The following is a 25,272-nucleotide window of genomic DNA, read 5'->3' as shown; positions in this document are numbered from 1 at the left end:
TTAAAGTGAGAGACGGTTTCACCGATCATCTGGTCGGATCCGGCTCTAGGAGAACCCATGGCCGGATTCACCACGCTCGACACCATCGCCCTCGCCTTCTTCCTGCTGTCCTGGCTCGGCTATCATTTCGCGGTCGAGATCGGGCCGCATTCCGGCCGGAGCCTCAACGTGGTGATGAATTCGCGCCGCGCCCGCTGGATCCGCGAGGCGATGGAGCGCGACAACCGCATCGTCGACACGCAGGTGATGGGCGGGCTGCAGAACGGCACCGCCTTCTTCGCCTCGACCTCGCTGATCGCCATCGGCGGCTCGCTGACCCTGCTGCAGTCGACCGACCGCGTCGTCGCGCTCTTCGCCGATCTGCCCTTCGCCGGCACCACCACGGCGGCGGTCTGGGAGATCAAGGTGATCGGGCTTTCCGCGATCTTCGGCTATGCCTTCTTCAAATTCGCCTGGAGCTACCGGCTGTTCAATTACTGCGTGATCCTGCTCGGCGCCCTGCCCTCGCCGCGCCAAGCGACGCTGGACGAGATCGAGCAGGCCGTGCACGAGACCACCCAGATGAACATCGCCGCCGGTCGGCATTTCAACCGCGGCCAGCGCGCCTTCTTCTTCGCCCTCGCCTATCTCGGCTGGTTCCTCGGCCCGGTCGCGTTTATCGGCTTCACCGGAGCGGTATTGACGGCGATGTGGCGGCGCCAGTTCGCCTCCGACGCCACCCGCGTCTTCCGGCGGCCAACGCCGTCACAGCCCCCGAATGCGGAGACCGACCGATGAGCCCGCGCGAGGACCGCGACGCCGCCCTGGAAGCGGCGATTTTCAACCTCCTTGGCGAGCGCGGCTCCGGCCGGACGATCTCCGCCACCGATGCGGCGCGCGCGGTCGGCGGCGACCATCCCGACGGCTGGGGACCGCTGATGCAGCCGATCCGCCATCTCGCCATTCGCCTGATGAAAGAAGGCAGGCTCGTCATCATCCGCAAGGGCAAGCCGGTCGATCCCGACGATTTCCGCGGCGTCTACCGCCTGCGCCTGCCGGAAGCGGGCGAGGATTACGGCCCCGGGAACAGCGCGTTGGAATAGCCGGCCAGGCGATAGACCACGAGGCCGACCCATTCCTTGAAGGCGTCGTCGGCGATGTCGAGCCCGCGCGCCGCCTTGCGATAGGGCCGGAAGAAATCGGCTCTTTCGCCGCCGGTGAGGAAATCCACCGGAAAGGCCTCGACGTCGAAACCCGCCTGGCGGAAGACGCCCATGGCGCGCGGCATGTGCCAGGCCGAGGTCACCAGCAGCCAGCGCTCCCCGGGCTTGGGATCGACGAGCCTGCGCGTGAAGACCGCGTTCTCCAGCGTGTTGCGCGACTTGTCCTCGAGGACGAGGCGGGTCTCCGGCAGCCCGAGCGCCAGGAAGAGCAGGCGCGCCCCATCGGCCTCGGTCCGGACCACCGGGGAGAGCAGATTGGCGCCGCCGCCGGTGAAGACCAGTTTCGCCTCGGGATGCGCGCGGGCCAGCTCCACCGCCTTGGTCATCCGCGCCGCAGCATTGTTGAGCACGATGTCCTCGCGCGCGACGCCGATCGCCCCGCCGAGCACGATGATGCCGTCGACCTTGCCGGAATGCACCGCCTGCTGCGGGAAGCGGTCCTCCAGCGGCCGCATCAGGATGCGCGGCAGCGGGCTGAAGGCGAGCGCGACCAGGACCGCGGCGCAGAACAGCCCGAGCCAGCGCGCCGGCCGGGCGAAACGCGTGAAGGCGAGCAGGCTAGCGAGTGCGAGCCCGCCAATGGCGAGGTTCACCGGCGAAGCCAGGAACCAGACGATCTTGGAGAGAGCGAAGAACATGGCGGCCTTTCTGCGCGGGCCTTTCCATAGCCGATGAAAGCTGACGGGAGGTTATGGCGATGCGCCAATATTCGCCCCCCTCGCCTTGACCGCATGGCAACGCCGTTCACACCTGAAACGGCGTCATCCCGGACGAGCGGCAAAGCCGCGCTGCTCCAGCATCCATGCCGGAGCACTTGGCCATGAAGGTTCTGGCACGGGTCCCGGGTCTCCGCTGCGCTACGCCCGGGACGACCAGGGAGCATTGGCAGCGACGCCTACGGGATTTCTTGCTTCCGCGGGCACGGTAGCCGCCCTCCGCAGGGGGCCTATCGGATGATCTGCGGTGGGCTCGCCGGGGCGCGGCGCCCGCGTCCGGCTGCAAAGCGCTCGACTTCGAGGGCCCGCTGGGCGACCTCGCGCAATTCGCAGCCGGCCTGCAGCCCGGCCGAGCGGGCCGCCGGCTGGGCGCTGCCATAGAAGGCGCATTTCTGCACGGCAAAGCCTTCCCAGACGAGCTGCAGTGCTGTGAACTGGCTGCGCCCGCCGGCGTCGAGCGAGCGGCCCAGCATCTGCGTAGCCAGCGTCAGACGCTCGCGCCAGACCGCCTCCTCGCGCCTCGCGCAGACGATCTCGGCATCGCGACGATCGCCGCTGGCGGCGCGCACGCAAGGCACGGCGATCGAACCGATGCAGGCGGCGGTCGTTGCCGCGCCTCGGCGCATGCAGGAAGCGATCTGCAGCCGGTCGGCCGGCTGCACAGTGTTGCCCGGAGCCTGCGCCAGGACCGGCACAGCGGAAACCAGCAGGAACGCGGTGGCGAGGAGTGTCGTCTGACGCATCGTCACGATCATGACGGGCGGCGCGGCGCGGTCAAGGCCGCGACACTTCACGTGACCGGCAGCGGCAGCGCCGGGCGCGCGGCCGGACGCGCCGCGACCTGGGCATACCAGCGCGCCAGATTGGGTCGTTCCCGCTGCGGCACCGGCATATGCAGCCAGCGATGCGCGCCCGGCGCGACCGTGATGTCGGCCATGCCGAAGCGCTCGCCGGCGAGATAGGTGCGGCCCGCCAGATGCGCTTCGAGGATGTCGAGCTTGGCTTCGGTCCGGCCGATCGCGGCCTCGATCACCGCCGCCTCGGTATAGCCCGGCGTCTTGCGGATCAGCCCCCAGAAGGCCGGCGTCATCGCCGGCTGCAATTCGGCCAGCATCCAGTCCATCCAGCGATCGGCATCGGCGCGGCGGGCCGGGTCCTCCTCCCAGATCCAGCCGGCGCCGTAGCGGGCGGCGAGATAGCGCACGATGCTGTTCGATTCCCAGATGCAGACCTCGCCATCCTCCAGGGTCGGGATCTGGCCGTTCGGGTTCCTGGCGAGATAGGCCGCTTCCTTGTTGCCGCCGAACGCCCCGCCGATATCGATCCGCTCGAAGGGCTGGCCGACCTCGCCCGCCGCCCACACCGTCTTCTGCACATTGATCGAGCTGATCCGCCCGAAGATCGTCAGCATGTTCGTCACCTTCGCCTCATGGGGGCGCGACAATCAGACGGCGAACGAACGAAGGCAAGCGGCGCGGTCAGGCGCCCCCGCCATTGCGAGGAGGCGTCAGCCGACGAAGCAATCCAGGGGCGGCAGAGCTCCATGCTTCTGGGTTGCTTCGCGGAGCCTGTCCTCGGGCTTGCCGAAGGTAAGACCCGGGGGCTCGCAATGACGAAGCGCTCACTTGAATTCGATGATGACGGCGTCGACGGCGAGTGAGTCGCCTTCTTCGGCGAGGATCTTTGCGATGGTGACGTCCTTTTCGGCGCGCAGGACGTTTTCCATCTTCATCGCCTCGACCATGGCGAGCGGCTCGCCGGCCTTGACCTCCTGGCCGAGGCTGACGAAGAGCGCCTTGACCAGCCCGGGCATCGGGCAGAGCAGGAATTTTCCGGTATCGGCGTCAGCCTTTTCCGGCATCAGCGCCGCAAGCTGCGCCTCGCGGGCGGTGTAGACATGAGCATTGGCATAGGCGCCGGCATGGCCGAGGGCGAAGCCGTTGAGGATCGGCCGGACCTGCGCCGCGATGGCGATCCCGCCCTGCGTGCCCTGCCAGACCGGCTCGCCCGGGCGCCAGTCGCTGGCGAGGCTGACGCGACGTTCGCCGAAGGCGATCACGATCGCCCCGCCTTCTTCGGAGACCTCGCCCGCGAAACGCTCGCCCCCGAGCTCGACGATGCGGGCGCGCTCGAACTCGACCTTGCGCCAGCCCTGCATCTGCGCCGAGACGTTGCGCTTGCGCTGGTTCATCCGGTGGTCGCAGGCGATCGCGATCGCCGCCATGCGCAAGGCGACCTCGCCCTGCGGCTGCGGCAGCGCAAACCCCTCCGGGAACTCCTCGGCGATGAAGCCGGTCGAGAGCTCGCCGGCGATCCAGCGCGGATGCTGCATCAGCGCCGAGACGAAGGGGATGTTGTGGCGGATGCCGTCGATCGCGAAGGCGTCGAGCGCCCGCGCCTGCGCCCTGATCGCCGCCTCGCGCGTCGGCGCATGCGTCACCAGCTTGGCGATCATCGGGTCGTAATAGATCGAGATCTCGCCGCCCTCATAGACGCCGGTGTCGTTGCGCACCGTGGCCTCGCCGTCGCGCCCCTCGGCGGGCGGGCGATAGGTCACCAGCCGCCCGGTCGAGGGCAGGAAGTTGCGGGTCGGATCCTCGGCATAGACGCGGGATTCGACCGCCCAGCCGTTCAGCTTCACATCCTCCTGGCTGATCGCCAGCCTCTCGCCATAGGCGACGCGGATCATCTGCTCGACGAGGTCGATGCCGGTGACCATCTCGGTGACCGGATGCTCGACCTGCAGGCGCGTGTTCATCTCGAGGAAGTAGAAGGACTTGTCCTGGCCGGCGACGAACTCGACCGTACCGGCGCTGTCATAGTTCACCGCCCTTGCCAGCGCGACCGCCTGCTCGCCCATCCTGCGCCGGGTCGCCTCGTCGAGCAGAGGCGACGGCGCCTCCTCGACGACCTTCTGGTTGCGGCGCTGGATCGAGCATTCGCGCTCGCCGAGATGGATCACGGTGCCATGCTTGTCGCCGAGCACCTGGATCTCGATATGCCGGGGATCGACGATGAATTTTTCGATGAAGACCCGGTCGTCGCCGAAGGACGAGGCCGCTTCCGAGCGCGCCCGGGCGAAACCCTCGGCGACCTCGCCGGAGGAATGGGCGATGCGCATGCCCTTGCCACCGCCGCCGGCCGAGGCCTTGATCATCACGGGATAGCCGATCTCGTCGGCGATCCTGACGGCATGGTCGGGGTCCTCGATCACGCCGAGATGCCCGGGCACGGTCGAGACCTTGGCCGCCGCCGCCGCCTTCTTCGACTCGATCTTGTCGCCCATCGCCGCGATCGCGCCGGGGTTCGGCCCGATGAAGACGATGCCGTTCTCCTTCAACGCCCTGGCGAAGGCCTCGCGCTCGGAGAGGAAGCCATAGCCGGGATGCACCGCTTCGGCGCCGGTCGCCTTGCAGGCGGCGATGATCTTCTCGATCTGGAGATAGGATTCGGCGGCCGGCGCCGCCCCGATATGAACGGCCTCGTCGGCCATCTCGACATGCAGCGCCTCGCGGTCCGCATCCGAATACACCGCGACCGTCGCGATCCCCATCCGCCGCGCCGTCTTGATCACTCGGCAGGCGATCTCGCCGCGGTTCGCGATCAGGATCTTCGTGAACATCGCTGGTTTCCCCCGCCCGGCGGCCTTGATGGCGCATAGCCGGATTTACGGGAGTGGGACCTTTCCGTCCACTGATCGGCCGGGCCGGCGGGCTGCAGCAGCCAGCGCTCGAACACCCGCCCTCGTACCAGTTCCGGCTCAGCTCGCCAGGAACAGGCGCTCCGGCTGGAAGCTGACGCCGCGCATCCGGGCATCGCCCTTGCGCAGCGCGAAGCTGACCAGCGCCTCGTCGCAGCTCTGCGCCTCGCGGACGATCTCGAAGCCGATCCGCTGGGCGGTCTGTGTCGGCCCTTCGCCGGCCGAGAGCGTGGTCACCAGCCAATGCGCCTTGTCGCGATCGATCACCCCGGTCGGGCGGCATTCCCAGACCGCGAAGTCGACGGTCAGCGCCACCAGATAATCGGCGAAGGACGCGGCCTTGACCAGAATGGCGCGGTCGAGCGCGATAAGAATGTCGAGCGTTTCGCGGCTGATCACAGCATCGCTCAAGATCTCGCGCTGAAGCATCTTGACGTCTTCGTCGTCGATCGCATGCCTGTCCATCACACGATCGACGAATTCACGAAGTTCATGGCTGATCATTGTTCGACCCCTGTCCGGCGTTGTTTTGTGCCGGTACGTCCCTGTTGTGAGGAGACGATGCAGCCACGCTTCTGATCAGGTGGTTAATTCGAGAATCTGAACGCCTGTTCAGGTTAAACGGGTCTGAGTCGATGTGGTTGCGCGGTTATTACCAAAACCACTGAAGGCCTGCGGCGCGCCGCTTCACCACGGCAAGGCCATCGCGTCCTCGCTCGCGTCATGCTCGGACGGGGTCCTCGGATCCGACCTTGGGACGGCCCGAAGACAAGCTCCGCGGCGATCCGAGAAGCGCGTGACGAGGCAGCGCCGACCAGCGCCTCTTCCGCGCGGGGAGCTCGGATCAAGCCCGAGCATGACGGCGAGCGGCGCCCGTCCACCCGGGCCGCGTGCTAGGGCTTGCCGATCAACCCCGGCAGCGCCGCCCAGTCCTCGATCACATGCGCAGCTCCGGCCGCCTTCAACGCCGGAACCGACTGAAAGCCCCATGACACCGCGACCGGCGCCACCCCGGCAGCGACCGCCATCTCCATGTCGAAATTGCTGTCGCCGATCATCAGGGTCGCCTCGGGCCGAGCGCCGGTCTCGCGCATCGCCCGCAGGATCATCTCCGGATGCGGCTTGGAGGCGGCGTCGTCGGCGGTCTGGGTCGTCGCGAACAGGTCGCGCCAGCCATGGCGCTCGATGATATAGTCGGCGCCGCGCCGCGACTTTCCGGTGGCGATGCCGAGCACCGTGTCAGGCCGCTGCGCCAGCGCCGCCAGCATCTCGGCGACGCCCGGAAACAGCGGCTCGGCCAGCTTTGGATCGCTCTCCGCCTGAAGGCGCATCGCGCCGAAGACCTGGCGATAGGTCTCGGTCAGCACATCATCCGGCCGCTCGAGTCCGGCGAGGCGCATCAGCGCGATATCCAGGCTCAGGCCGACGATGCCGAGTCCGGCCTCGCGGCCGGGATGCGTGAGCCCGCAGCGCGCGAATGTCTCGAACTGGGCTTCGAGAATGATCGCTTCGGAATTGATCAGGGTGCCGTCGAGGTCGAAGATCACGAGGTTCATGCCGGCGCTTTAGCCGGCTTGACGCCCCTGCGCCAGCGTCGCCGGCGCAGAGGCCTCATGCTTGCACCTTGACAGGCCCGCCCCGGCCTCTCAGCCCTGGCCGCCTCTGGCGCATTCGGCGATCGCGGCGCGCAGAGCCTGCGCCTCCAGCCCCTTGCCGCGCGCCTCCTTGCGGCACTCGGCGCGCTGGGCGAGGTCGGGCCGCTTCTCGTTGAAGCAGGCGACCAGCGCCGCGGTCCGCTCGCTGCCCGCAAGCTTGCGCCCATCGGCCTGCTGCTTGCAGAGGGCGCGGGCGGTCGCCGCGGTCGGCCTGCCGTCGCGGGTCAGCCCGTCGGCGGCATAGAGCTGCACGCCCGGAAAACGCTCCTGCATGCAGGCGCGCATCGCCCGGCGCAGATCCTCGCCCGAGAGCGCGATGTTCTCGGCATAGCAGTCACGCCGCGCCTCGGCCCGGGCGGCGCGCGGAATCGGATCGTCGGAAACGGTAGCGGTCTGCGGCCCGGCAGCCGCCGAACCCGGGGTCGGCTGTGTCTGGGCCAGGCCGGCGGAGGAGAATGCGAGAACGAGACCGGCGGCGAACAAGGCGGTGCGCGACATGGAAAGCCTCCCGTGATGAACCCTCACAGGAACAAACTTAGAACATAACGCGCTTTGTTCCGCAAGTGTTCTTACGCTAGGTCACACAACCCATTGGTGCGAAGCCCTACTCGTCGGGCGCATCGACGATCGGGTCGTAGGGTGCATCCTCGAAGCCGAGCAGGTTCCAGCTCTGGCGCATATGCGGCGGCAATGGTGCGCTGACGTCGATCGTGCCCTTGCCGCGCGGATGCGGCAGCACGATGCGCCGCGCCAGCAGATGCAGCTTGTTCTGGATGCCGCCGGGCAGTTCCCAGTTCTGGATGTTGAAATATTTGGGATCGCCGACGATCGGATGGCCGATATGGGTGGTGTGGGCGCGCAATTGGTGGGTGCGGCCGGTCACCGGCTTCAGCGAGAGCCAGGCGAGCTTCTGTGCCGCGGTCTCGACCACCGCGTAATAAGTCACGGCATGCATGGCGCCGTCTTCGCCATGCTGGGCCACCGCCATGCGCTGGTCGCCATCATAGGCCTCCTCGCGGGCGAGATAGGTCGAGATCCGGCCCTGGCGCACGCGCGGCACGCCAGCGACCAGCGCCCAGTAGACTTTTCGCGCCGAGCGCGAGCGGAAGGTCTTGGCCAGCGTCGCGGCAGCAAAGCGCGATTTGGCGATGACGAGGCAGCCGGCCGTATCCTTGTCGAGCCGGTGGACGAGGCGCGGCTTCTGCCCGTCCTTGCCGGTCAGCGCCTCGAGCATGCCGTCGACATGGCGCGTCGTGCCCGAGCCGCCCTGCACGGCGAGGCCCGCCGGCTTGTTGAGGACCATGACGTCGTCGTCCTCATAGAGCGTGATCGAGCGCAGGAAGCCGATCGTGTCGGCATCGGCCTTGGCCGAGCGCGGCCGCTCGGCCTGCTGTTCTAGCTTGAGCGGCGGGATGCGCACGGTCTGGCCGGCCTCGAGCCGGTCCTTGCTGTCGGCGCGCTTGCCGTCCACCCGCAATTCGCCCTTCCGGACGATGCGCTGGATATGGCTGAAGGAGAGTTGCGGAAACCGCGCCTCGAGGAAGCGGTCGATCCGCATCTCGTTCTCGTCCGGCGTCACCACGAGCTGCTGCACGCCGGTCGAGAGCACCTGGGCGGTCTCGGCCTTGACCTCGGCGCGGGTCTGCGCCGCTGCCACCGGCCGGCGCGGGGCCGGCCTGGTCGCAGCCGGGAGGCCTTCCGGCCGGCTGCGCGCCGCAGCCTGCGCCTGGCGCCGTGCATCATGGCTCGGCCGCTTGCCCGCCCGCGCCGGCGGACGGGAGCCCTCGCCCTTGCCGCCGGCGGGCTTGCCGCCCGTGCCGCTGCCGCGCGCGCCTTTGCCCCCGGTGCCCTTGCCGCCCGACCTCATGACAGTCCCCTGACCAGAGCGAGCCCGGTGAACAGCGCGATGAGCGACAGAACGACCGAGCCGAGTACATAGAATGCCGCCATGGCGAGATCGCCGCGCTGCCAGAGCAGAACCGCATCGAGCGAGAAGGCGGAGAAAGTGGTGAAGCCACCGAGGACGCCGGTGGCGAAGAAGAGCCTGCCATGCTGCGTCCAGCCCTCTCCGGCCCGGAAGGCGAGCCAGCCGACGAGCAGCCCCATCAGGCCGGAACCGAGGATGTTGATCGCCATCGTCCCGAACGGAAATCCGGGACCGAGCCATCTCAGCGTGGCGAGGTTGACGCCGTGCCGCAGCACGCCGCCGATGCCGGCGCCAAGGAAGACGAGAAGCGTGGAGGTCATCACCATGCAATAGCCAGCGCAGCCGGTCGGCACAAACGAAATCACCTGGGCATGCCCGGCCCGCCCCCCGATTGACTTCGGCACCGGCACCGCCGCAGAAATTGCCGGAACGGGTGAACGGCAACGACAGTGACCGAGCGATTCCCAGGCACCGCCATGGCTGGCGCGATGCGGCCGCGGCCAGGGTTCCTGCCGCTCGGCGGGCTTTGCCTCGTCCTGGCTTCGACTGCCGTCGCCGCTCCGGCGCGCCTGCCCGCCCGCCCGCCGCTCGCGGCCAGCTTCGCCCGCGCCTGCACCATCGCATTGCCCGAGACACAGCCGATCTTCGCCGCCGCGGCAGCCGCGGCTGATGACGACGAGAACGGTTCCGACGACTCGGATGACGATGATGATGACGACGACGACGATGACGATCCGCCGGAGCGCGGGCTGATCCTGCCGGAGAGCGGTACCTGCCTCTCGATCAGCGGCACGGTTACCGCCGGCCTGCAGAACGACAGCTTCAAGGCCTCGCTCTCCGTCCCCGCGCCGCCTTCCGCCAATACCTCGATGCTGACCAGCGCCGCCTTCCGGATCGCGACTTCGCACGAGCTCGCCTCGGGCCTGCGCGTCGCCTCCGCCTTCGGCTTCACGATCAACAGCCCGGTCTCCGGCGTCAGCGAGACCACGCTCGACGAGGCGACGATCCTGATCGGCCCCTGGACCTTCGGGCTCGACACCTCGCGCTTTTCCTTCTGGACCGGCGACGAGTTCATCTTCTCGACGCGTGCACCCTCCCGCACCGTCGGTCTGATCGCCCTGGAGCTGCCGCTCACCGAGAACTGGACGGCGACGCTCTCCCTCGAGGACACGGCGCTGGGCAACGGCTCCGCGACCAGCACGACCAGCGGAGCCGAGCCCCCCACTTCCGTCACCTCCCTCGCCCCCGGCCGTTCCGTGCCCGACGGCGTCGCGCGCCTGGTCTACGAAGCCGGGGACTGGACCGTGCACGGCGCGCTCGCCTTGCGCGAGGCGCCCAGCGGCTCGGCGCGGCCGGGCCGCGCCGGCATTCTCGGCGCGACCTATGAAAGCGAACTCTTCGGCGCGACGAGCAGCCTGACCGCCCAGATCGCCGGCGGCATCGACGCCGCGCCCTATATCGGCTCGCAGCTCGACGGGCGCCTGGTCAACCGCGTGCTGCTCGGCAGCGATCCGACGCGCGGCTTCTCGGCCCTGGTCTCGACGCGACGCGAATGGACCGATGAGATCGCGACCAACGCCTATCTCAGCCGCTACTGGCTGGCGGTGCCGCTCGCCGGGCAGACGAAGGGCGAGATCAGGATCGACCGCGTCGCCGCGAACATCGTCTGGACGCCGGTCGAGGGCTTCAAGGCCGGGATCGAGAGCTCCATTGCCTGGGCAAAGATCGCGATCAGCGGCCGCGAGATCCAGGCCGGGCTGGCCGGGCGGCAGATCTCGACGCAGATTTTCCTCGAGCGGAGCTTTTGACGGCCTCGCTCACGCCGAGATCGTTGCGCGCTTGGCCCCGCTCGTCGCCGCAAGCCCGCTCAGCACGATGACGACTGCGCCGACCAGTGTCCAGGCATCGGGCAGGTTGCCGAAGATCAGCAGGCCGAACAGGGCCGCCCAGATCAGCTGGCTATAGGCAAAGGGCGCGAGCTCGTTGGCCGAAGCGAAGCGCACGGCCAGGATGAGCAGCAACTGAGCCGCAGCGAAGAAGCTCGCCGTCACCAGGCCGATGCCGATCTCGCGCCAGCCGAGCGGCACGACGGAGAACGGCAGCAGCGCCGTGCAGACGATCAGCCCGACGACGGCGGTGTAGGCCAGCGTCAGCAACGGGCTGTCGGCCCGCATCTTCCGGGCCATCACGAAGGCGAAGGCCCAGGACGCCGCCGAGATCACCGGGAAGATCAGCGCCGGGTGGAAGCCCGCCGAGCCGGGCCGAACGATGATCAGCACGCCGAGCAGGCCAAGGCAGACGGCCGCCCATTGCCGGGCACGCGCGACCTCGCCGAGCAGCGGCACCGACAGCAGGATCACCAGCAGCGGCGCCACGAAGAACACCGCCGTCGCCTGGGCCAACGGCAGGAACTGCATGCCGGCGATGAAGCCGAAGCCCGAGCCGAGCAGTCCGATGCCGCGGATGACCTGCAGCAGCGGCTGCCGGGAGCGCAGGCCGGCACGACCGACGGCGCGCAGCGCGATCAGCACGGCAAGGGGTGCGAAAACGACGAAGCGGATCCACATGATCTGCGCCGTCGGCACCGTCGCCGCGAGCAGCTTGGAGGCGGCATCGGAAGCGGCGAGGCAGGCGATCCCACCCAGCATCAGCAGGATGCCGCGCAGCGGATGTCGGGAAGGCGACGAGCTGGACATGCACGGCATCTAGCGGATGCCTGCCGATCGCGGTTCCGTTGCATGGGGCTGGCCGCCATGCACCGGACACAGGCGCGGACGCCGCCTCGGCTCCGATTGGCGCGGCGCCCTACCCGCCCCGCTCCTGCCTGAGCTTCTCCCAGTATTCCAGCCGCTTCCTGATCTCGCGCTCGAAGCCGCGTTCCGGCGGGTCGTAGAAATACTGCCGCCCGAGCGCGTCGGGCCAGTAATTCTGGCCGGAGAAGGCGTCGGGCGCGTCATGGTCATAGGCGTAATCGGCGCCGTAGCCCTCTTCCTTCATCAGCTTGGTCGGCGCGTTGAGGATCGTCTTGGGCGGGGTCAGCGAGCCCGCCTGCTTGGCGGTGCGCATCGCCGCCTTGTAGGCGAGATAGGCCGCGTTCGATTTTGGCGCCGTGGCGAGATAGATCACGCAATTGGCGAGCGCGAGCTCCCCTTCCGGCGAGCCGAGCTGCTCATAGGTCTCGGCCGCGGCGCGGGCATGGATCAGCGCCTGCGGATCGGCGAGGCCGATATCCTCGACCGCCATGCGCACCAGCCGGCGCGCCAGGAAGCGCGGGTCCTCGCCGGCATCGAGCATGCGGGCGAAATAGTAGAGCGCCGCGTCCGGATCGGAGCCGCGGATCGTCTTGTGCAGCGCCGAGATCAGGTTGTAGTGGCCGTCCTGCGCCTTGTCGTAGATCGGCGCCCGCCGCTGGATCACCTCGGCGAGCCCGGCCTCGTCGAAGACCTCGCCCGGCTTGGCGGCGCGCCAGATCTCCTCGGCCAGCGTCAGCACCGCCCGCCCGTCGCCATCGGCGAAGCGCGCCAATTGCTGCCGCGCCTCGGGCGTCAGCGGCAGTTCGCGGCCCTCCAGCACCTCGGCCCGGCCGAGCAGGAAGAGCAGCGCTGCCTCGTCCAGCGCCTTGAAGGTCAGGACGCGCGCCCGCGAGAGCAGTGCGGCGTTGAGCGCGAAGGACGGGTTCTCGGTGGTGGCGCCGACCAGCGTGATCGTGCCGTCCTCCATCACCGGCAGGAAGGCGTCCTGCTGGGCCCGGTTGAAACGGTGGATCTCGTCGACGAAGAGCAGCGTTCCCTTGCCGCCGAGCCGGCGGCCGCGGGCGCTGTCGAAGGCCTTCTTGAGATCGGCGACGCCGGAGAAGATCGCGCTGATCTGCTCGAAACCGAGGTCGACCATGCCGGCGAGCAGCCGTGCCACCGTGGTCTTGCCGGTGCCGGGCGGGCCCCAGAAGATCAGGCTGCCGAGCGAGCGCGAGGCGACGAGGCGCGACAGCACCCCGTCCGGCCCGGTCAGGTGTTCTTGGCCCGCGACCTCGCCGAAAGTGGTCGGTCGCAAACGGTCGGCCAGCGGTCTCGGACCGGCCTTGTCGAGGCCGGAAGCGGCGAAGAGATCGCTCACCTCATCCGCCGAAGACGGAGGTCACGGTCTTGCCGCCGCGCGAGATCGTCACCTCCCAGGCGCGCTTGCGCTCGCGGGTCGCGCTCTCGAGCTCGCGCGAGGTCGCGATGCGCTCGCCATTGATGGCGAGGATCAGGTCGCCCTTCTGGAAGCCGACGCGCGCCGAGGGGCTGCCCTCCTCGATCGCGCCGACGATGACCCCCTCGTTCCCGGTCTCGACCGAGAGTTCCTCGGCCAGGGCCGGCGAGAGGTTCATCACGGTGAGCCCGGCAAGCGGCGTGCGTCCGCCGAGCTTGACCGGCTCGCGCGGCCGCGTCTCCGGCGCCGGCGAAAGCTTGATCGGCACGACGATGCGCTTGCCGCCGCGCAGCACGGTGAGCGAGGTCACCCCGCCGAGCGGGCGCGTCGCGAAGCGGTAGCCGAAGCTCTCGGGGTCGTCGACGGCGACACCGTCGACCGCCAGGATCACATCGGAGCGCTTGAGGCCGCCCTCGGCCGCCGGGCCCTTCTCGACCACGCTGGCGACGACGGAGCCAGCCGGGCGATCGAGCCCGAGCCCGTCGGCGACGTCGGCGGTCAGCACCTGCAGGCGCGCCCCGAACCAGGGGCGACGCACCGTCTTCGCCCCGGCCTTGGCACTGGCGACCACGACCTGGACCATAGAGGAGGGAATGGCGAAGCCGATGCCGACGCTGCCGCCGGACCGCGAGAAGATCGCGGTGTTGATGCCGACCAGCCGGCCCTGCATGTCGACCAGCGCGCCGCCGGAATTGCCCGGGTTGATCGCGGCGTCCGTCTGGATGAAGGACTGCGCGTCACCGACGCCGACCTGGGTGCGCGCCAGGGCGGAGATGATGCCCTGCGTCACCGTCTGGCCGACGCCGAAGGGGTTGCCGATCGCCAGCGAAAGATCGCCGATCTCGACCTTGTCGGAATCGGCGAGTTCCAGCGCGCTCAGGTCCTTGGCCTGGATCTTCAGCACGGCAAGATCGGTGCGCGGATCGCGCAGCAGGATCGTCGCCTCGAATTCGCGCTTGTCGGCGAGCGCGACCTTGACCTCGCTCATCCCCTCGATGACGTGATTATTGGTCACCACCAGCCCGGTTGCATCGACGATCACGCCCGAGCCGAGCGAGCGCTGCACCTGTTCGCGCGGCACGCCGAAGCCGCCATCGCCGAAGAAGCGGCGGAAGAACGGATCGTCCATGAACGGGTTCTGCGGCCGCCGCTCGATGCGCGCGCCATAGACGTTGACCACGGAGGGGGCGGTCTTCTTGACCACCGGCGCAAAGGACAGCGAAACCTGCTGGCGCGTCTCCGGCACCTGGCGGTCCTGCGCGAAAGCCGGCGAGGACGGCGCCCCGGCGAGCATGGTCGAGGCCAGAAGAGCGGCCGCGACGCCTGCACCGGAAAGCTTGATTCGGCCCGACATCCCAGAACCTTTCATGAAGCGTATCGACTGCATTTGCGTTTTCATGGCCGCACTACCGCCATAACCTGTCCGAACCGGCGCATTGCGTGCGGTTTCCGGAGGAACCCGGCCGGCCCGGCACGACCTGCCGGCCAGCCTGACGAGAAAGGACCGGCTTCGTGAGCCTCGTGCGCCTTGTTTATGCCAGCGAAAGCCGCCTCGTCGAGGTCAATCGTCGTATGGAACTCGCCCGGATGCTCGCGACGGCGCAGCGGCTCAATGCCGACAATCATGTAACCGGTTTTCTCCTGGCGACACCCGGCGCCTTCGCGCAGGTTCTCGAGGGCGAGGCGGAGAATGTCGCCGAAACCTATGGCCGCATCGTGGTCGATCCGCGCCACGCCAATCTGCGCCTGCTGGCCCGGGAGCCGATCGAGCGGCGCGGCTTCGCCGACTGGTCGATGGCCCTCTCCGAGCAGGACGAGACCAATGACTTCATCTTCTCGCTCTATGGCGTGACGCCGGAGGCCGATCTCTACGCCCAGCCGACCGACACCCTGCTCGATCTCGCCGGCGAGCTCGCCAGCCAGATCAGGTGAACCCTATCCCGACATGAAAAAGGGGCGGCAAAGGCCGCCCCTTCCGGTGGCTGTCGCCTGCTGCGCAGGGCTCAGGTCACGAAGAAGCTCTGCGTGCCATGGGCCTCGATCGCCTCCGCCAGGCGGCTCAGCGCATGTACATAGGCGGCGGTGCGCATCGAGACGCCCTTCTCCTTCGAGACGCCCCAGATCGCCCTGCCCTCGCGCTCCATGATGGTGCGCAGCCGGTCATGGATCTCCTCGAGCGGCCAATAGAAGCCCTGGCGGTTCTGCACCCACTCGAAATAGGAGACGGTGACGCCACCGGCATTGGCGAGGATGTCCGGCAGGACGATCACGCCGCGCTCGTCGAGGATGGCATCGGCCTCGCTGGTGATCGGCCCGTTGGCGAGTTCGAGGACGATGCGCGCCTTGACCTGCGCGGCATTGTCCTCGTGGATCATGTTCTCCAGCGCCGCCGGGACCAGCAGATCGCAATCGACGCCGATCAGCGCATCCGCCGAAAGCGCTTCGTGGCCATGGGCTCCGACGGTGGAGAGCACCGACTTGCCGCTCGCCTTGGCCGAGAGCAGCGCCCCGATATCGAGCCCGTTCGGCGCGAACACGGCGCCTTCCGAATCCGAGACGGCGACGATCTTGTGCCCGTCGCCGTCGAGCAGGCGCGCGATGAACTGGCCGGCATTGCCGAAGCCCTGCACCGCGACGCGCATGCCGTCGCCGAGGCCGAGTTCACCGGCAAGATGCCGCACGAGGTAATAGCCGCCGCGCGCCGTCGCGTCGTTGCGGCCGAGCGAGCCACCGAGCGCGATCGGCTTGCCGGTGATCACGGCCGGCTCCGCCTGACCGACGATCTGCGCGTATTCGTCGGCCATCCAGCCCATGATCATGGCGTTGGTGTAGACGTCCGGCGCCGGGATGTCGCGATCGGGGCCGATGATGCGCGCGAAGGCCTGGATATAGGCGCGCGCCAGGCGCTCCAGTTCAGCCTTCGAGAGCTGCCGCGGGTCGACCTGGACCGCGCCCTTGCCGCCGCCATAGGGCAGGTTCATCACGGCGCATTTGAAGGTCATCCAGAAGGCGAGCGTCTCGACCTCGTCGATGGTCGAGGACGGGTGGAAGCGGATGCCGCCCTTGGTCGGGCCGCGCGTGTCGTCATAGCGGCAGCGCCAGGCCAGGAAGGATTTCCGCGAGCCGTCATCCATGCGGATCATCAGCCGGGCTTTGGTCGTCTCGCGTGCGAATTTCAGCTTCTCGATCACGTCCGGGTCGATATTGAGATGCCGGGCCGCGTCATCCAGTCGGACGAGCGCATGGTCGAGGAGGCTGTCTTCGGACATCGAAGTTTCCTGTACGTGAGCGAGGAAGAGGCAATCGCATAATCAGAAGGCACGGCGGGTACAAGGGCGAACCACGCAGTTCGAACCATACAAAAATGCGGCAGCGACGACCCGCCGCACCCGAAAGCACCCCGATCTCAGCCCGGGACCGCATAATCTGCGAAGCCTGCGCTCTCAGCCGCCCCATTCCGGTCTTTTGTTGCGGCGCAACGAAAAAGGGCGGCCCGGAGGCCGCCCTTTCGAAAACCGTGCTTGTCGGCCTCAGGCGGCCTGCTCGTCCTCGGCCGTGAAGACCGGGCCGGAATCCTTGCCCTTGGCCTCGACGTCGCGATCGACGAACTCGATCACCGCGAGCGGAGCGTTGTCGCCGAAGCGGAAGCCCGCCTTCATGATGCGCAGATAGCCGCCATTGCGCTCCTTGTAGCGCGGGCCGAGCACCTCGAAGAGCTTGCCGACCAGGGCGACGTCCTTGATCTGCGCGATCGCCTGGCGGCGGGCATGCAGGTCGCCGCGCTTGCCGAGGGTCACCAGCTTCTCGACGACCGGACGCAGGTCCTTGGCCTTCGGCAAAGTGGTGGTGATCTGCTCGTGCTTGATCAGGGCCTGAGCCATGTTGGCGAACATCGCCTTGCGATGCTCAGCCGAGCGGTTGAAACGACGACCGCGAAAACCGTGACGCATGATTGGCTCCTTCGTTGCTTACGGCCGCCGTGCCACGGAACGGCCGTCCCTTATGCTCCGGCGCGGAATGCGCCGTGCCGAAAGGCGCAGGCCTGAGCCTGCGCCTTGTTGAACTCTCAGTAGTGCTCTTCGAAGCGCTTCGCCAGCTCTTCGATGTTCTCCGGCGGCCAGCCGGTGACGTCCATGCCGAGATGCAGGCCCATGGTGGCGAGCACTTCCTTGATCTCGTTCAGCGACTTGCGGCCGAAGTTCGGGGTGCGCAGCATCTCGCCCTCCGACTTCTGGATGAGGTCGCCGATATAGACGATGTTGTCGTTCTTCAGGCAGTTCGCCGAACGCACCGAAAGCTCGAGCTCGTCGACCTTCTTGAGCAGCGCCGGGTTGAAGGGCAGCTGCGGCGCGGTCGAGACGGCCTCTTCCTTGCGCGGCTCCTCGAAGGTGATGAACACGGCGAGCTGGTCCTGCAGGATGCGGGCGGCGAGCGCCAGCGCGTCCTCCGGCGAGACCGAGCCATTGGTCTCGATCGCCATGGTCAGCATGTCGCGGTCGAGGTTCTGGCCCTCGCGGGTGTTCTCGACGCGATAGGAGACCTTCTTGACCGGCGAGTACAGGCTGTCGACCGGGATCAGGCCGATCGGCGCGTCCTCGGGACGGTTCTGCTCGGCCGGGACATAGCCCTTGCCGGTGTTGACCGTGAACTCCATGCGGATCTCGGCGCCGTCGTCCAGCGTGCAGAGCGCCAGCTCGGGGTTCAGGATCGACACGTCGCCGACGGTGTTGATGTCGCCGGCGGTGACGACGCCCGGACCGGTCTTGCGCAGGGTCATGCGCTTCGGCCCCTCGCCCTGCATCTTCAGCGCGATGGCCTTGATGTTGAGGACGATGTCGGTGACGTCCTCGCGAACGCCCGGGATCGAAGAGAACTCATGCAGCACGCCGTCGATCTGGACGGCGGTGACCGCCGCACCCTGGAGCGAGGAGAGCAGCACGCGGCGCAGGGCGTTGCCGAGCGTCATGCCGAAGCCGCGCTCCAGCGGGCGCGCGATCACGGTGGCTTGACGCTTCGGGTCGTCCCCGACCTTCACTTCGAGCTTGTTCGGCTTGGACAAATCCTGCCAGTTCTTGCTGATCACGACCGCACTCCTGGTGCTTCAATGCAATGGCGACGGCGGGCCGCCCCGTACCGGCACCCGCCCTTGCGGGTGCCGCAATCCGATCCGCGGCTCAGACGCGGCGACGCTTGCGCGGCCGGCAGCCATTGTGCGGGATCGGGGTCACGTCACGGATCGAGGTGACGGTGAAGCCGGCGGCCTGCAGCGCACGCAGCGCCGACTCGCGGCCCGAACCGGGACCGGTGACCTCGACCTCGAGGGTACGCATGCCATGCTCGGCGGCCTTGCGGGCGGCATCCTCGGCCGCGATCTGGGCGGCATAGGGGGTCGACTTGCGCGAGCCCTTGAAGCCCATCGTGCCGGCTGACGACCACGAGATCGTGTTGCCCTGCGCGTCGGTGATGGTGATCATGGTGTTGTTGAACGAGGCGTTCACATGCGCGACGCCGGAGACGATGTTCTTGCGCTCGCGACGACGAATGCGCTGGGCTTCCTTGGCCATGGTCTTTCTTTCATCCTTCAGGCGCGCCCGTCATGCCAGGCGCTGGGGAGAGAACTTTCGGCCGTCATGCCCGGGCTTGACCCGGGCATCTCCGGCCGGAGAGGCGCAGCGTGGCGACCTCGTCACGAGATGGCCGGGTCGAGCCCGGCCATGACGTTCGGCTCGGCCGAACCTTACTTCTTCTTGCCGGCGATCGGCTTCGCCTTGCCCTTGCGGGTGCGGGCGTTGGTATGGGTGCGCTGACCGCGCACCGGCAGCGAGCGGCGATGACGCAGGCCGCGATAGCAGCCGAGGTCCATCAGACGCTTGATGTTCATGGTGACTTCGCGGCGCAGATCGCCCTCGACGAGGTAGTCGCGGTCGATCGTCTCGCGGATCTGCAGCACCTCGGCGTCGGTCAGCTGGTTGACGCGGCGCTCGGCCACGATACCGACCTTCTCGCAGATCTCCTGCGCCTTGGCGGCGCCGATGCCGTGAATGTACTGCAGCGCGATGACGACGCGCTTGCCGGTCGGAATGTTGACGCCCGCAATACGAGCCATGGCTTCACCTCTCCATGTCGGCCGCGATGCCCGATGGCGTTCGCGGCAATTGAAAGAACCCCGCGTCCGGTGGAGGCCGGCCCCTGCGAGGCGTTGAATCCGTTCCATGCGAGAATGCGACACCGCCCCTTCTCGCGAAGGCGTCGGCATCGCTCTATGAAACCGGATGGCCGGCTGTTAGTCGCTCCGGCCCGGGCTGTCAAGCCGGACCGGAGCCCTGGGCGGGTACCCAGCCCTCACTTCTTCACGAGGTTGCACTTGCTCTCGGAGAGCGGCGCGATGATCTCGGAAGCCGGGATCTTGCGGACGACCTTGAAATAGTCCCAGGGCGCCTTGGACGCCGAGGGAGCCTTGGCCTCGACCAGCAGCATGTCGTTCAGCAGCCGGCCATCCTCGCGGATCTTCGCGCCCGGCGCGTAGAAATCCTCGACCGGCAGCTCCCGCATCTTCGCCGCGACGGCCGGGCCGGCGGCGGTGCCGGCCGCCTTCACCGCCTTGAGATAGTGCAGCACCGAGGAATAGACGCTGGCCTGGATCATGCCCGGCATCTTCTTGGTCCGCGCCATATAGCGATCGGCCCAGTCGCGGCTCGGCTTGTCGGCATCGTGATAATAAGCGGTGGTGGTGATCAGCCCCTTGGCCTTGTCGAGGCCGAGCCCGTGCACGTCGCTCAGCACCACGACCATCGCCGCGAGCTTCTGGCCGCCGTCGACCAGGCCGAATTCGCCAGCCTGCTTGATCGAGTTGATCGTGTCGGTACCGGCATTGGCGAAGGCGACGATCTTGGCCTTGGAGGCCTGCGCCTGCAGCAGGAAGGACGAGAAGTCCGGCGTCGAGAGCGGAGCCCTGACGGTGCCGAGCGTCTTGCCGCCATTGGCCGCGACGATCCTCTCGATATCGGCCGTGAGCTGATGGCCGAAGGCATAGTCGGCGGCGATGATGTACCAGCTGTCCCCGCCCTCGCGCAGGATCGACAGCGCCGTGCCCTTGGCGGAGGTCGCGGTGTCGAAGGTCCACATGAAGCCGGTCGCCGAACAGTCCTCGTTGAAGAGGCGCGTCGTCGCCGGCCCGTTGTAGAGCGTGACCTTCTGCCGCTCCTTGGCGATGCCGGCGACCGCGAGCGCGACCGCCGAATTGGTCAGGTCGGCGATCGCGGTGACGCCGTCGACATCATACCAGCGCCGGGCGAGGCCCGCCGCGATGTCGGGCTTGTTCTGGTGATCGGCGGCGACGATCTCGATCGGCTTGCCCAGCACCGAGCCGCCGAAATCCTCGATCGCCAGCTTCGCCGCCTCGACCGAGCCGAGCCCGCCGAATTCGGCATAATTTCCCGACTGATCGTTGAGAACGCCGATCTTGACCGCATCCTGTGCCCGCGCGGTCGGCGCGGCTGCCAGCAGCGCAGCCGCCACAATGCAAGCAACCCGTTTCATGCTGTCCTCCCGTCTCCGGCCGGCCCGCCGGCGATGGCGGATCGCCACCGCGCTCGACTGTCGCCGGTCCGTGTCTCGGCCTTCATGGGCCTGTGCCGAGTTCAGTTTCCGGAAGGAGATGTGTCAATTGCCTCAGCGGAGCGCGAAACCGTGCCCGCGCTGCCGCAAATCCGCACAACCCTGATTTGCGGAGCCCAAGGCCTCACCGCTTGCGAACGAACTCCGTGCGCAGGACGAGGCCCTTGATGCCCTCATAGCGGCAGTCGATCTCCTCGGGATTGCCCGTCAGCCGGATCGAGCGGATCACCGTGCCCTGCTTCAGCGTCTGGTTCGCGCCCTTGACCTTGAGGTCCTTGATCAGCGTCACCGAGTCGCCATCGGCGAGGACGTTGCCGGACGCGTCGCGCACCTCCGGCACCGCGGCGGCGGCAGCCGCCATCTCCGAAGCCGGGCGCCATTCGCCAGTCGCCTCGTCATAGACGTAATCGTCGTCGGCCATCATTCCACTCCATTGAAAAAGCCGCGCGGCGAGCACCGCGCGGCTTGTGAACTTGAAACCTGCGCGAGGCTCTCAGCCCGCCAGCGCCTTCTCGATCGCCGAGGTCACATGGTCGATCGGCTGCATGCCGTCGATCGCGGTCAGCTGGCCACGCTTCTCGTAATAGGGCGCGACCACCGCGGTGTCGCGGTTATAGGCCTGCAGCCTTGTCTTGAAGACCTCGGGATCATCGTCCTTGCGCACCGGCTGCCCGGCGGCCTTCGCCTCTTCGGCGCGCCGCACGATCCGGTCGACGAGCTTGCTCTGGTCGACCTTGAGCTCCAGCACCTTGTCGAGCTTCAGCCCCTTGGAGGCCAGCATCTCGTCGAGCGCCTCGGCCTGGGCCAGCGTCCGCGGAAACCCGTCCAGGATGAAGCCCTTCTTGGCGTCCGCCTCCTCGATCCGATCGGCGACGATGCCGATGACGATCTCGTCGGAGACCAGCCCGCCGGCATCCATCACCGCCTTGGCCTTGACGCCGACCGGCGTTCCGGCCGCGACCGCAGCCCGCAGCATGTCGCCCGTCGAGAGCTGCGGAATGCCGTGCTTCTCGACGATGCGTACCGCCTGAGTGCCCTTCCCCGCCCCTGGCGGCCCCAGGAAGATCAGTCTCATCAGCGCTTTGCCCCCCGCAGCTTCGCCTTCTTGACCAGCCCTTCATACTGATGGGCCAGCAGATGCCCGTGGACCTGCGCCACGGTATCCATCGTCGTCGTCACCACGATGAGCAGCGAAGTGCCGCCCAAGAGGATGATCGGAATCTGGGCATAGGAGATCATCATCTCCGGGATCAAGCAGACGATAGTCAAATAGCCGGCGCCGAGCACGGTGATGCGCGTCAGCACGCGGTCGATATGCTCCGCGGTGCGCTCGCCCGGGCGGATGCCCGGCATGAAGCCGCCATGCTTCTTGAGGTTGTCCGCCGTCTCGACCGGATTGAACACGATCGCGGTGTAGAAGAAGCAGAAGAAGATGATCAGCGCCGCATAGAGAATCATGAACAGCGGCCGGCCATGGGCGAGATAGGTGGCGATCGTCGCCAGCACGCCCGTTCCGCCAGACGCCTGCGAGAAGCTCGCGATCGTCGTCGGCAGCAGCAGCAGCGACGAGGCGAAGATCGGCGGAATCACGCCGGCGGTGTTGAGCTTCAGCGGCAGGAACGAGGTCTGGCCCTCATACATGCGGTTGCCGACCTGGCGCTTCGGATAGTTGATCAGCAGCCGGCGCTGGGCGCGCTCGATGAACACGACGAAGGCGATGACGACGACCGCCATGACCATCACGCCGAGCAGCAGGCCGGTCGAGATCGCGCCCTGGCGGCCGAGCTCGAGGGTCTGCGCCAGCTGCGCCGGGAACTCGGCGATGATGCCGCCGAAGATGATGATCGAGGTGCCGTTGCCGATGCCGCGGCTGGTGATCTGCTCGCCGAGCCAGAGCAGGAACATCGTGCCGCCGACCAGGGTGATGGTGGTAGAGACCAGGAAGAACGGCCCCGGCTCCAGGACGAGATTGCCCGAGCCCTGCAGGCCGACCGCGATCGCCCAGGCCTGGAACAGCGCCAGCACCAGGGTCAGATAGCGGGTGTACTGGTTGAGGATCTTGCGACCCGCCTCGCCTTCCTTCTTCAGCGCCTCGAAGGTCGGCACAACGCTGGAGAGCAGCTGCACGATGATCGAGGCCGAGATGTAGGGCATGATGTTCAGGGCGAAGATCGCCAGACGGCCGACGGCGCCGCCCGAGAACATGTTGAACATGCCGAGCACACCCTGCTGGGTCTGCTTGAAGAGATCGGCGACCGCGTCCGGGTTCATGCCGGGCAGCGGAATATAAGTACCGAGCCGGAAGACGATCAGCGCGCCCAGGGTGAACCAGATTCGCTTCTTCAGTTCGTCCGCCTTGGCGAACGCGGCGAAATTCAGGTTTGAAGCAAGCTGTTCAGCCGCCGATGCCATGCGTCCGGTCCTTCGGTGATAGTCAGACAGTCGAACGGCGGCCAGGGCTTCAGGCCCGGCCGCCGTTCGCGTTCAGTCATGTAAGCGTAGCGATCACGCCTGTGAAGCGGCGGCCGTCAGGATCTTGACCGAACCGCCGGCCTTCTCGATCGCCTCGACGGCGGACTTCGACGCACCGGCGACCTCGAAGGCGAGCTTGGTCTTGAGCTCGCCCACGCCGAGGATCTTGACGCCGTCGCGCGCAGCCTTGGTGATCACGCCGGCGGCGACGAGCGCCTCGAGCGTGACGGCCCCCTTGGCATCCAGCTTGCCGGCCTCGACCGCCTGCTGGATCCGGCCGAGATTGACCTCGTTCAGCTCGCGGGCGAACAGGTTGTGGAAGCCGCGCTTCGGCAGGCGCCGATAAAGCGGCATCTGGCCGCCCTCGAAGCCGTTGATCGCGACACCAGCGCGGGAGGTCTGGCCCTTGACGCCACGCCCGCCGGTCTTGCCCTTGCCGGAGCCAATGCCACGGCCGACGCGGATGCGCGACTTGGCGGCACCGACGTTGTCACGGATATCAGTGAGTTTCATGTTCGCCCCTCCTCACTTCGCGTCGACGACGCGGACGAGGTGCTTGACCTTCTCGACCATGCCACGCACGGCCGGCGTGTCCTGCAGGGTCGACTGGCGGCGGATCTTGTTCAGGCCGAGACCGATCAGGGTCTGGCGCTGCGACGCGTCGCGGCGGATCGGGCTACCGATCTGCTCGACGGTGAGGGTCTTCTCGGACTTTGCCATAGAACCCTCCTCACGCTTCGGCCGCGGCATCGGTGCCGGCATCGCGACGACGCGTCTGCAGGGCCGAGACCTTCAGCGAACGCCGGGCGGCGACGCTGCGCGGCGAATCCTCGTTCTTCAGCGCGTCGAAGGTGGCGCGCACGAGGTTGTAAGGGTTCGAAGAGCCGAGCGACTTCGACACGACGTCCTGCATGCCGACCGCCTCGAAGACGGCGCGCATCGGGCCGCCGGCGATGATGCCGGTACCGGCCGGGGCAGCGCGCAGCACGACCTTGCCGGCGCCGTGGCGGCCGTGGACGTCGTGATGCAGGGTGCGGCCCTCGCGCAGCGGGATACGGACGAGACCGCGCTTGGCGGCTTCCGTGGCCTTGCGGATCGCCTCGGGAACTTCACGGGCCTTGCCGTGGCCGAAGCCGACGCGGCCCTTCTGGTCGCCGACGACGACGAGCGCAGCGAAGCCGAAGCGACGCCCGCCCTTCACCACCTTGGCGACGCGGTTGATGTGGACCAGACGGTCCACGAATTCGGAATCGCGCTCTTCGCGATCCTGACGGTCACGAGGTTCTCTCGCCATGTCATCCTCTTACTTGCGCGGACCAGGGCCAGGGACCCCGCCGCTCGCTCGAGCGCCCCGGATGGGGCAGCCACTACAATGCGGTGCGCGGAGAACCCACCGGGTTCCCCGCGCACCGCAATTCCTGAACGTCAGAAGCTCAGCCCGCCTTCGCGAGCGGCATCGGCCAGCGCCTTGACGCGGCCGTGATACATATAGGAACCGCGGTCGAAGACCACTTCCTTGACGCCGGCCTTGAGCGCACGCTCGGCAATGATCTTGCCGATCTGCGCAGCCGCCACGACATTCGCGCCCGACTTGATGTCGCCACGGATGTCCTTGTCCAGCGACGAAGCGGAAGCGAGCGTCACGCCCTTCCCGTCGTCGATGATCTGGGCGTAGATCTGCTTGCCAGTGCGGTGCACCGACAGGCGGGCGCGACCATTGGCAACCGCCTTGATCGCGCGGCGGACGCGGGCCTTGCGGCGCGCAGTCGCAACTGTCTGCTTGCTCATCCCT

29 protein-coding genes are annotated in these 25,272 nt (G+C 67.7%); 4 read left to right on the top strand and 25 right to left on the bottom strand.

Going from position 1 to position 25,272, the window contains the following annotated elements; all coding sequences use genetic code 11:
• The first annotated feature begins 57 nt into the window (after window positions 1–57).
• Both AC3RCC_RS13375 and AC3RCC_RS13370 read left to right on the top strand, forming a co-directional pair.
• Window positions 58–777: a DUF599 domain-containing protein gene (locus AC3RCC_RS13375; RefSeq protein WP_492258681.1), complete on the top strand. Its 720-nt coding sequence runs from the start codon at window positions 58–60 to the stop codon at window positions 775–777.
• The gene (locus AC3RCC_RS13370; protein WP_492258680.1) at window positions 774–1,082 is read left to right on the top strand and encodes a DUF3253 domain-containing protein; all 309 of its coding nucleotides are present in this window, start codon (window positions 774–776) and stop codon (window positions 1,080–1,082) included. Before AC3RCC_RS13375 ends, AC3RCC_RS13370 begins: the two co-directional genes overlap by 4 nt.
• Here the strand turns inward: AC3RCC_RS13370 and AC3RCC_RS13365 are convergent.
• From AC3RCC_RS13365 to crcB, 9 genes are all read right to left on the bottom strand, one after another.
• A complete protein-coding gene (locus AC3RCC_RS13365) occupies window positions 1,052–1,840 on the bottom strand; it encodes a YdcF family protein (protein WP_291640786.1) in 789 nt (262 codons plus the stop codon). The genes AC3RCC_RS13370 and AC3RCC_RS13365 overlap by 31 nt on opposite strands.
• Window positions 1,841–2,148: 308 nt before the next feature.
• Window positions 2,149–2,661 (bottom strand): hypothetical protein, encoded by a 513-nt coding sequence (locus AC3RCC_RS13360; RefSeq protein ID WP_492258679.1) that lies wholly within the window; start codon window positions 2,659–2,661, stop codon window positions 2,149–2,151.
• A 47-nt stretch (window positions 2,662–2,708) separates the two neighbouring features.
• Window positions 2,709–3,329, bottom strand: coding sequence for a glutathione S-transferase family protein (locus AC3RCC_RS13355; protein WP_492258678.1), 621 nt, complete (start codon window positions 3,327–3,329; stop codon window positions 2,709–2,711).
• A 210-nt stretch (window positions 3,330–3,539) separates the two neighbouring features.
• On the bottom strand, window positions 3,540–5,540 hold the full coding sequence (locus AC3RCC_RS13350) for an acetyl-CoA carboxylase biotin carboxylase subunit (protein WP_492258677.1): 2,001 nt from the start codon (window positions 5,538–5,540) through the stop codon (window positions 3,540–3,542).
• A 138-nt stretch (window positions 5,541–5,678) separates the two neighbouring features.
• Window positions 5,679–6,083 carry a hypothetical protein gene (locus AC3RCC_RS13345; RefSeq protein ID WP_492258676.1) on the bottom strand — a complete coding sequence of 135 codons (405 nt, stop codon included), beginning with the start codon at window positions 6,081–6,083 and terminating at the stop codon, window positions 5,679–5,681.
• Window positions 6,084–6,511: 428 nt separating this feature from the next.
• Window positions 6,512–7,174, bottom strand: a complete 663-nt coding sequence (locus AC3RCC_RS13340) for an HAD-IA family hydrolase (protein ID WP_492258675.1) — start codon at window positions 7,172–7,174, stop codon at window positions 6,512–6,514.
• Window positions 7,175–7,264: 90 nt separating this feature from the next.
• Window positions 7,265–7,771, bottom strand: a complete 507-nt coding sequence (locus AC3RCC_RS13335) for a hypothetical protein (RefSeq protein ID WP_492258674.1) — start codon at window positions 7,769–7,771, stop codon at window positions 7,265–7,267.
• A 106-nt stretch (window positions 7,772–7,877) separates the two neighbouring features.
• Complete coding sequence (locus AC3RCC_RS13330; protein WP_492258673.1) at window positions 7,878–9,140, bottom strand: RluA family pseudouridine synthase; 1,263 nt, start codon at window positions 9,138–9,140, stop codon at window positions 7,878–7,880.
• The gene (crcB, locus tag AC3RCC_RS13325) at window positions 9,137–9,520 is read right to left on the bottom strand and encodes a fluoride efflux transporter CrcB (RefSeq protein ID WP_452119854.1); all 384 of its coding nucleotides are present in this window, start codon (window positions 9,518–9,520) and stop codon (window positions 9,137–9,139) included. The genes AC3RCC_RS13330 and crcB overlap by 4 nt, the downstream gene beginning before the upstream one ends.
• A gap of 156 nt (window positions 9,521–9,676) precedes the next feature.
• Between crcB and AC3RCC_RS13320 the strand changes: the two genes are divergently transcribed.
• On the top strand, window positions 9,677–11,008 hold the full coding sequence (locus tag AC3RCC_RS13320) for a hypothetical protein (RefSeq protein ID WP_492258672.1): 1,332 nt from the start codon (window positions 9,677–9,679) through the stop codon (window positions 11,006–11,008).
• Window positions 11,009–11,017: 9 nt separating this feature from the next.
• On the opposite strand, the gene AC3RCC_RS13315 is transcribed toward AC3RCC_RS13320, so the two are convergent.
• The 3 genes from AC3RCC_RS13315 to AC3RCC_RS13305 all read right to left on the bottom strand — a co-directional run bounded on the left by AC3RCC_RS13315 (window position 11,018) and on the right by AC3RCC_RS13305 (window position 14,745).
• A complete protein-coding gene (locus AC3RCC_RS13315) occupies window positions 11,018–11,896 on the bottom strand; it encodes a DMT family transporter (protein WP_492258671.1) in 879 nt (292 codons plus the stop codon).
• A gap of 109 nt (window positions 11,897–12,005) precedes the next feature.
• Window positions 12,006–13,313: a replication-associated recombination protein A gene (locus tag AC3RCC_RS13310; protein ID WP_492258670.1), complete on the bottom strand. Its 1,308-nt coding sequence runs from the start codon at window positions 13,311–13,313 to the stop codon at window positions 12,006–12,008.
• A gap of 1 nt (window position 13,314) precedes the next feature.
• Window positions 13,315–14,745: a DegQ family serine endoprotease gene (locus tag AC3RCC_RS13305; RefSeq protein ID WP_492258669.1), complete on the bottom strand. Its 1,431-nt coding sequence runs from the start codon at window positions 14,743–14,745 to the stop codon at window positions 13,315–13,317.
• A 158-nt stretch (window positions 14,746–14,903) separates the two neighbouring features.
• Between AC3RCC_RS13305 and AC3RCC_RS13300 the strand changes: the two genes are divergently transcribed.
• On the top strand, window positions 14,904–15,323 hold the full coding sequence (locus AC3RCC_RS13300; protein WP_492258668.1) for a BLUF domain-containing protein: 420 nt from the start codon (window positions 14,904–14,906) through the stop codon (window positions 15,321–15,323).
• 71 nt (window positions 15,324–15,394) lie between these two features.
• Here AC3RCC_RS13300 and AC3RCC_RS13295 read toward each other — a convergent pair whose 3' ends face one another.
• The 13 genes from AC3RCC_RS13295 to rplR form a co-directional block, all read right to left on the bottom strand.
• On the bottom strand, window positions 15,395–16,660 hold the full coding sequence (locus tag AC3RCC_RS13295; RefSeq protein WP_291641525.1) for a Glu/Leu/Phe/Val family dehydrogenase: 1,266 nt from the start codon (window positions 16,658–16,660) through the stop codon (window positions 15,395–15,397).
• A gap of 261 nt (window positions 16,661–16,921) precedes the next feature.
• Window positions 16,922–17,341, bottom strand: a complete 420-nt coding sequence (gene rplQ / locus AC3RCC_RS13290; protein ID WP_291641527.1) for a 50S ribosomal protein L17 — start codon at window positions 17,339–17,341, stop codon at window positions 16,922–16,924.
• 116 nt (window positions 17,342–17,457) lie between these two features.
• Window positions 17,458–18,474, bottom strand: a complete 1,017-nt coding sequence (locus tag AC3RCC_RS13285; RefSeq protein ID WP_291641529.1) for a DNA-directed RNA polymerase subunit alpha — start codon at window positions 18,472–18,474, stop codon at window positions 17,458–17,460.
• Between the two features lie 91 nt (window positions 18,475–18,565).
• A complete protein-coding gene (gene rpsK, locus AC3RCC_RS13280) occupies window positions 18,566–18,955 on the bottom strand; it encodes a 30S ribosomal protein S11 (protein WP_291641531.1) in 390 nt (129 codons plus the stop codon).
• Between the two features lie 173 nt (window positions 18,956–19,128).
• Complete coding sequence (gene rpsM / locus AC3RCC_RS13275; protein WP_291641533.1) at window positions 19,129–19,497, bottom strand: 30S ribosomal protein S13; 369 nt, start codon at window positions 19,495–19,497, stop codon at window positions 19,129–19,131.
• 236 nt (window positions 19,498–19,733) lie between these two features.
• A complete protein-coding gene (locus tag AC3RCC_RS13270; RefSeq protein WP_492258667.1) occupies window positions 19,734–20,930 on the bottom strand; it encodes an ABC transporter substrate-binding protein in 1,197 nt (398 codons plus the stop codon).
• A 202-nt stretch (window positions 20,931–21,132) separates the two neighbouring features.
• Window positions 21,133–21,429, bottom strand: coding sequence for an alkylphosphonate utilization protein (locus tag AC3RCC_RS13265; protein ID WP_291641538.1), 297 nt, complete (start codon window positions 21,427–21,429; stop codon window positions 21,133–21,135).
• Window positions 21,430–21,501: 72 nt separating this feature from the next.
• Entirely contained in the window at window positions 21,502–22,083 is a 582-nt protein-coding gene (locus AC3RCC_RS13260) for an adenylate kinase (RefSeq protein ID WP_291641540.1), read from the bottom strand.
• A complete protein-coding gene (secY, locus tag AC3RCC_RS13255; protein WP_492258666.1) occupies window positions 22,083–23,420 on the bottom strand; it encodes a preprotein translocase subunit SecY in 1,338 nt (445 codons plus the stop codon). The genes AC3RCC_RS13260 and secY overlap by 1 nt, the downstream gene beginning before the upstream one ends.
• Before the next feature lie 93 nt (window positions 23,421–23,513).
• Complete coding sequence (rplO, locus tag AC3RCC_RS13250) at window positions 23,514–23,993, bottom strand: 50S ribosomal protein L15 (protein WP_492258665.1); 480 nt, start codon at window positions 23,991–23,993, stop codon at window positions 23,514–23,516.
• Between the two features lie 12 nt (window positions 23,994–24,005).
• Window positions 24,006–24,200, bottom strand: coding sequence for a 50S ribosomal protein L30 (gene rpmD, locus AC3RCC_RS13245; protein WP_291641546.1), 195 nt, complete (start codon window positions 24,198–24,200; stop codon window positions 24,006–24,008).
• Window positions 24,201–24,210: 10 nt separating this feature from the next.
• Window positions 24,211–24,774: a 30S ribosomal protein S5 gene (gene rpsE / locus AC3RCC_RS13240; RefSeq protein ID WP_066480040.1), complete on the bottom strand. Its 564-nt coding sequence runs from the start codon at window positions 24,772–24,774 to the stop codon at window positions 24,211–24,213.
• Window positions 24,775–24,905: 131 nt separating this feature from the next.
• Window positions 24,906–25,268, bottom strand: coding sequence for a 50S ribosomal protein L18 (gene rplR / locus AC3RCC_RS13235; protein ID WP_291641550.1), 363 nt, complete (start codon window positions 25,266–25,268; stop codon window positions 24,906–24,908).
• Window positions 25,269–25,272 lie beyond the last annotated feature (4 nt).

The sequence above is a fragment of the Allobosea sp. GW823-FHT01F03 genome (assembly GCF_058798075.1).
Note: the sequence above shows the minus strand (reverse complement) of the source record. Positions and strands in the feature narration are given on the sequence as shown.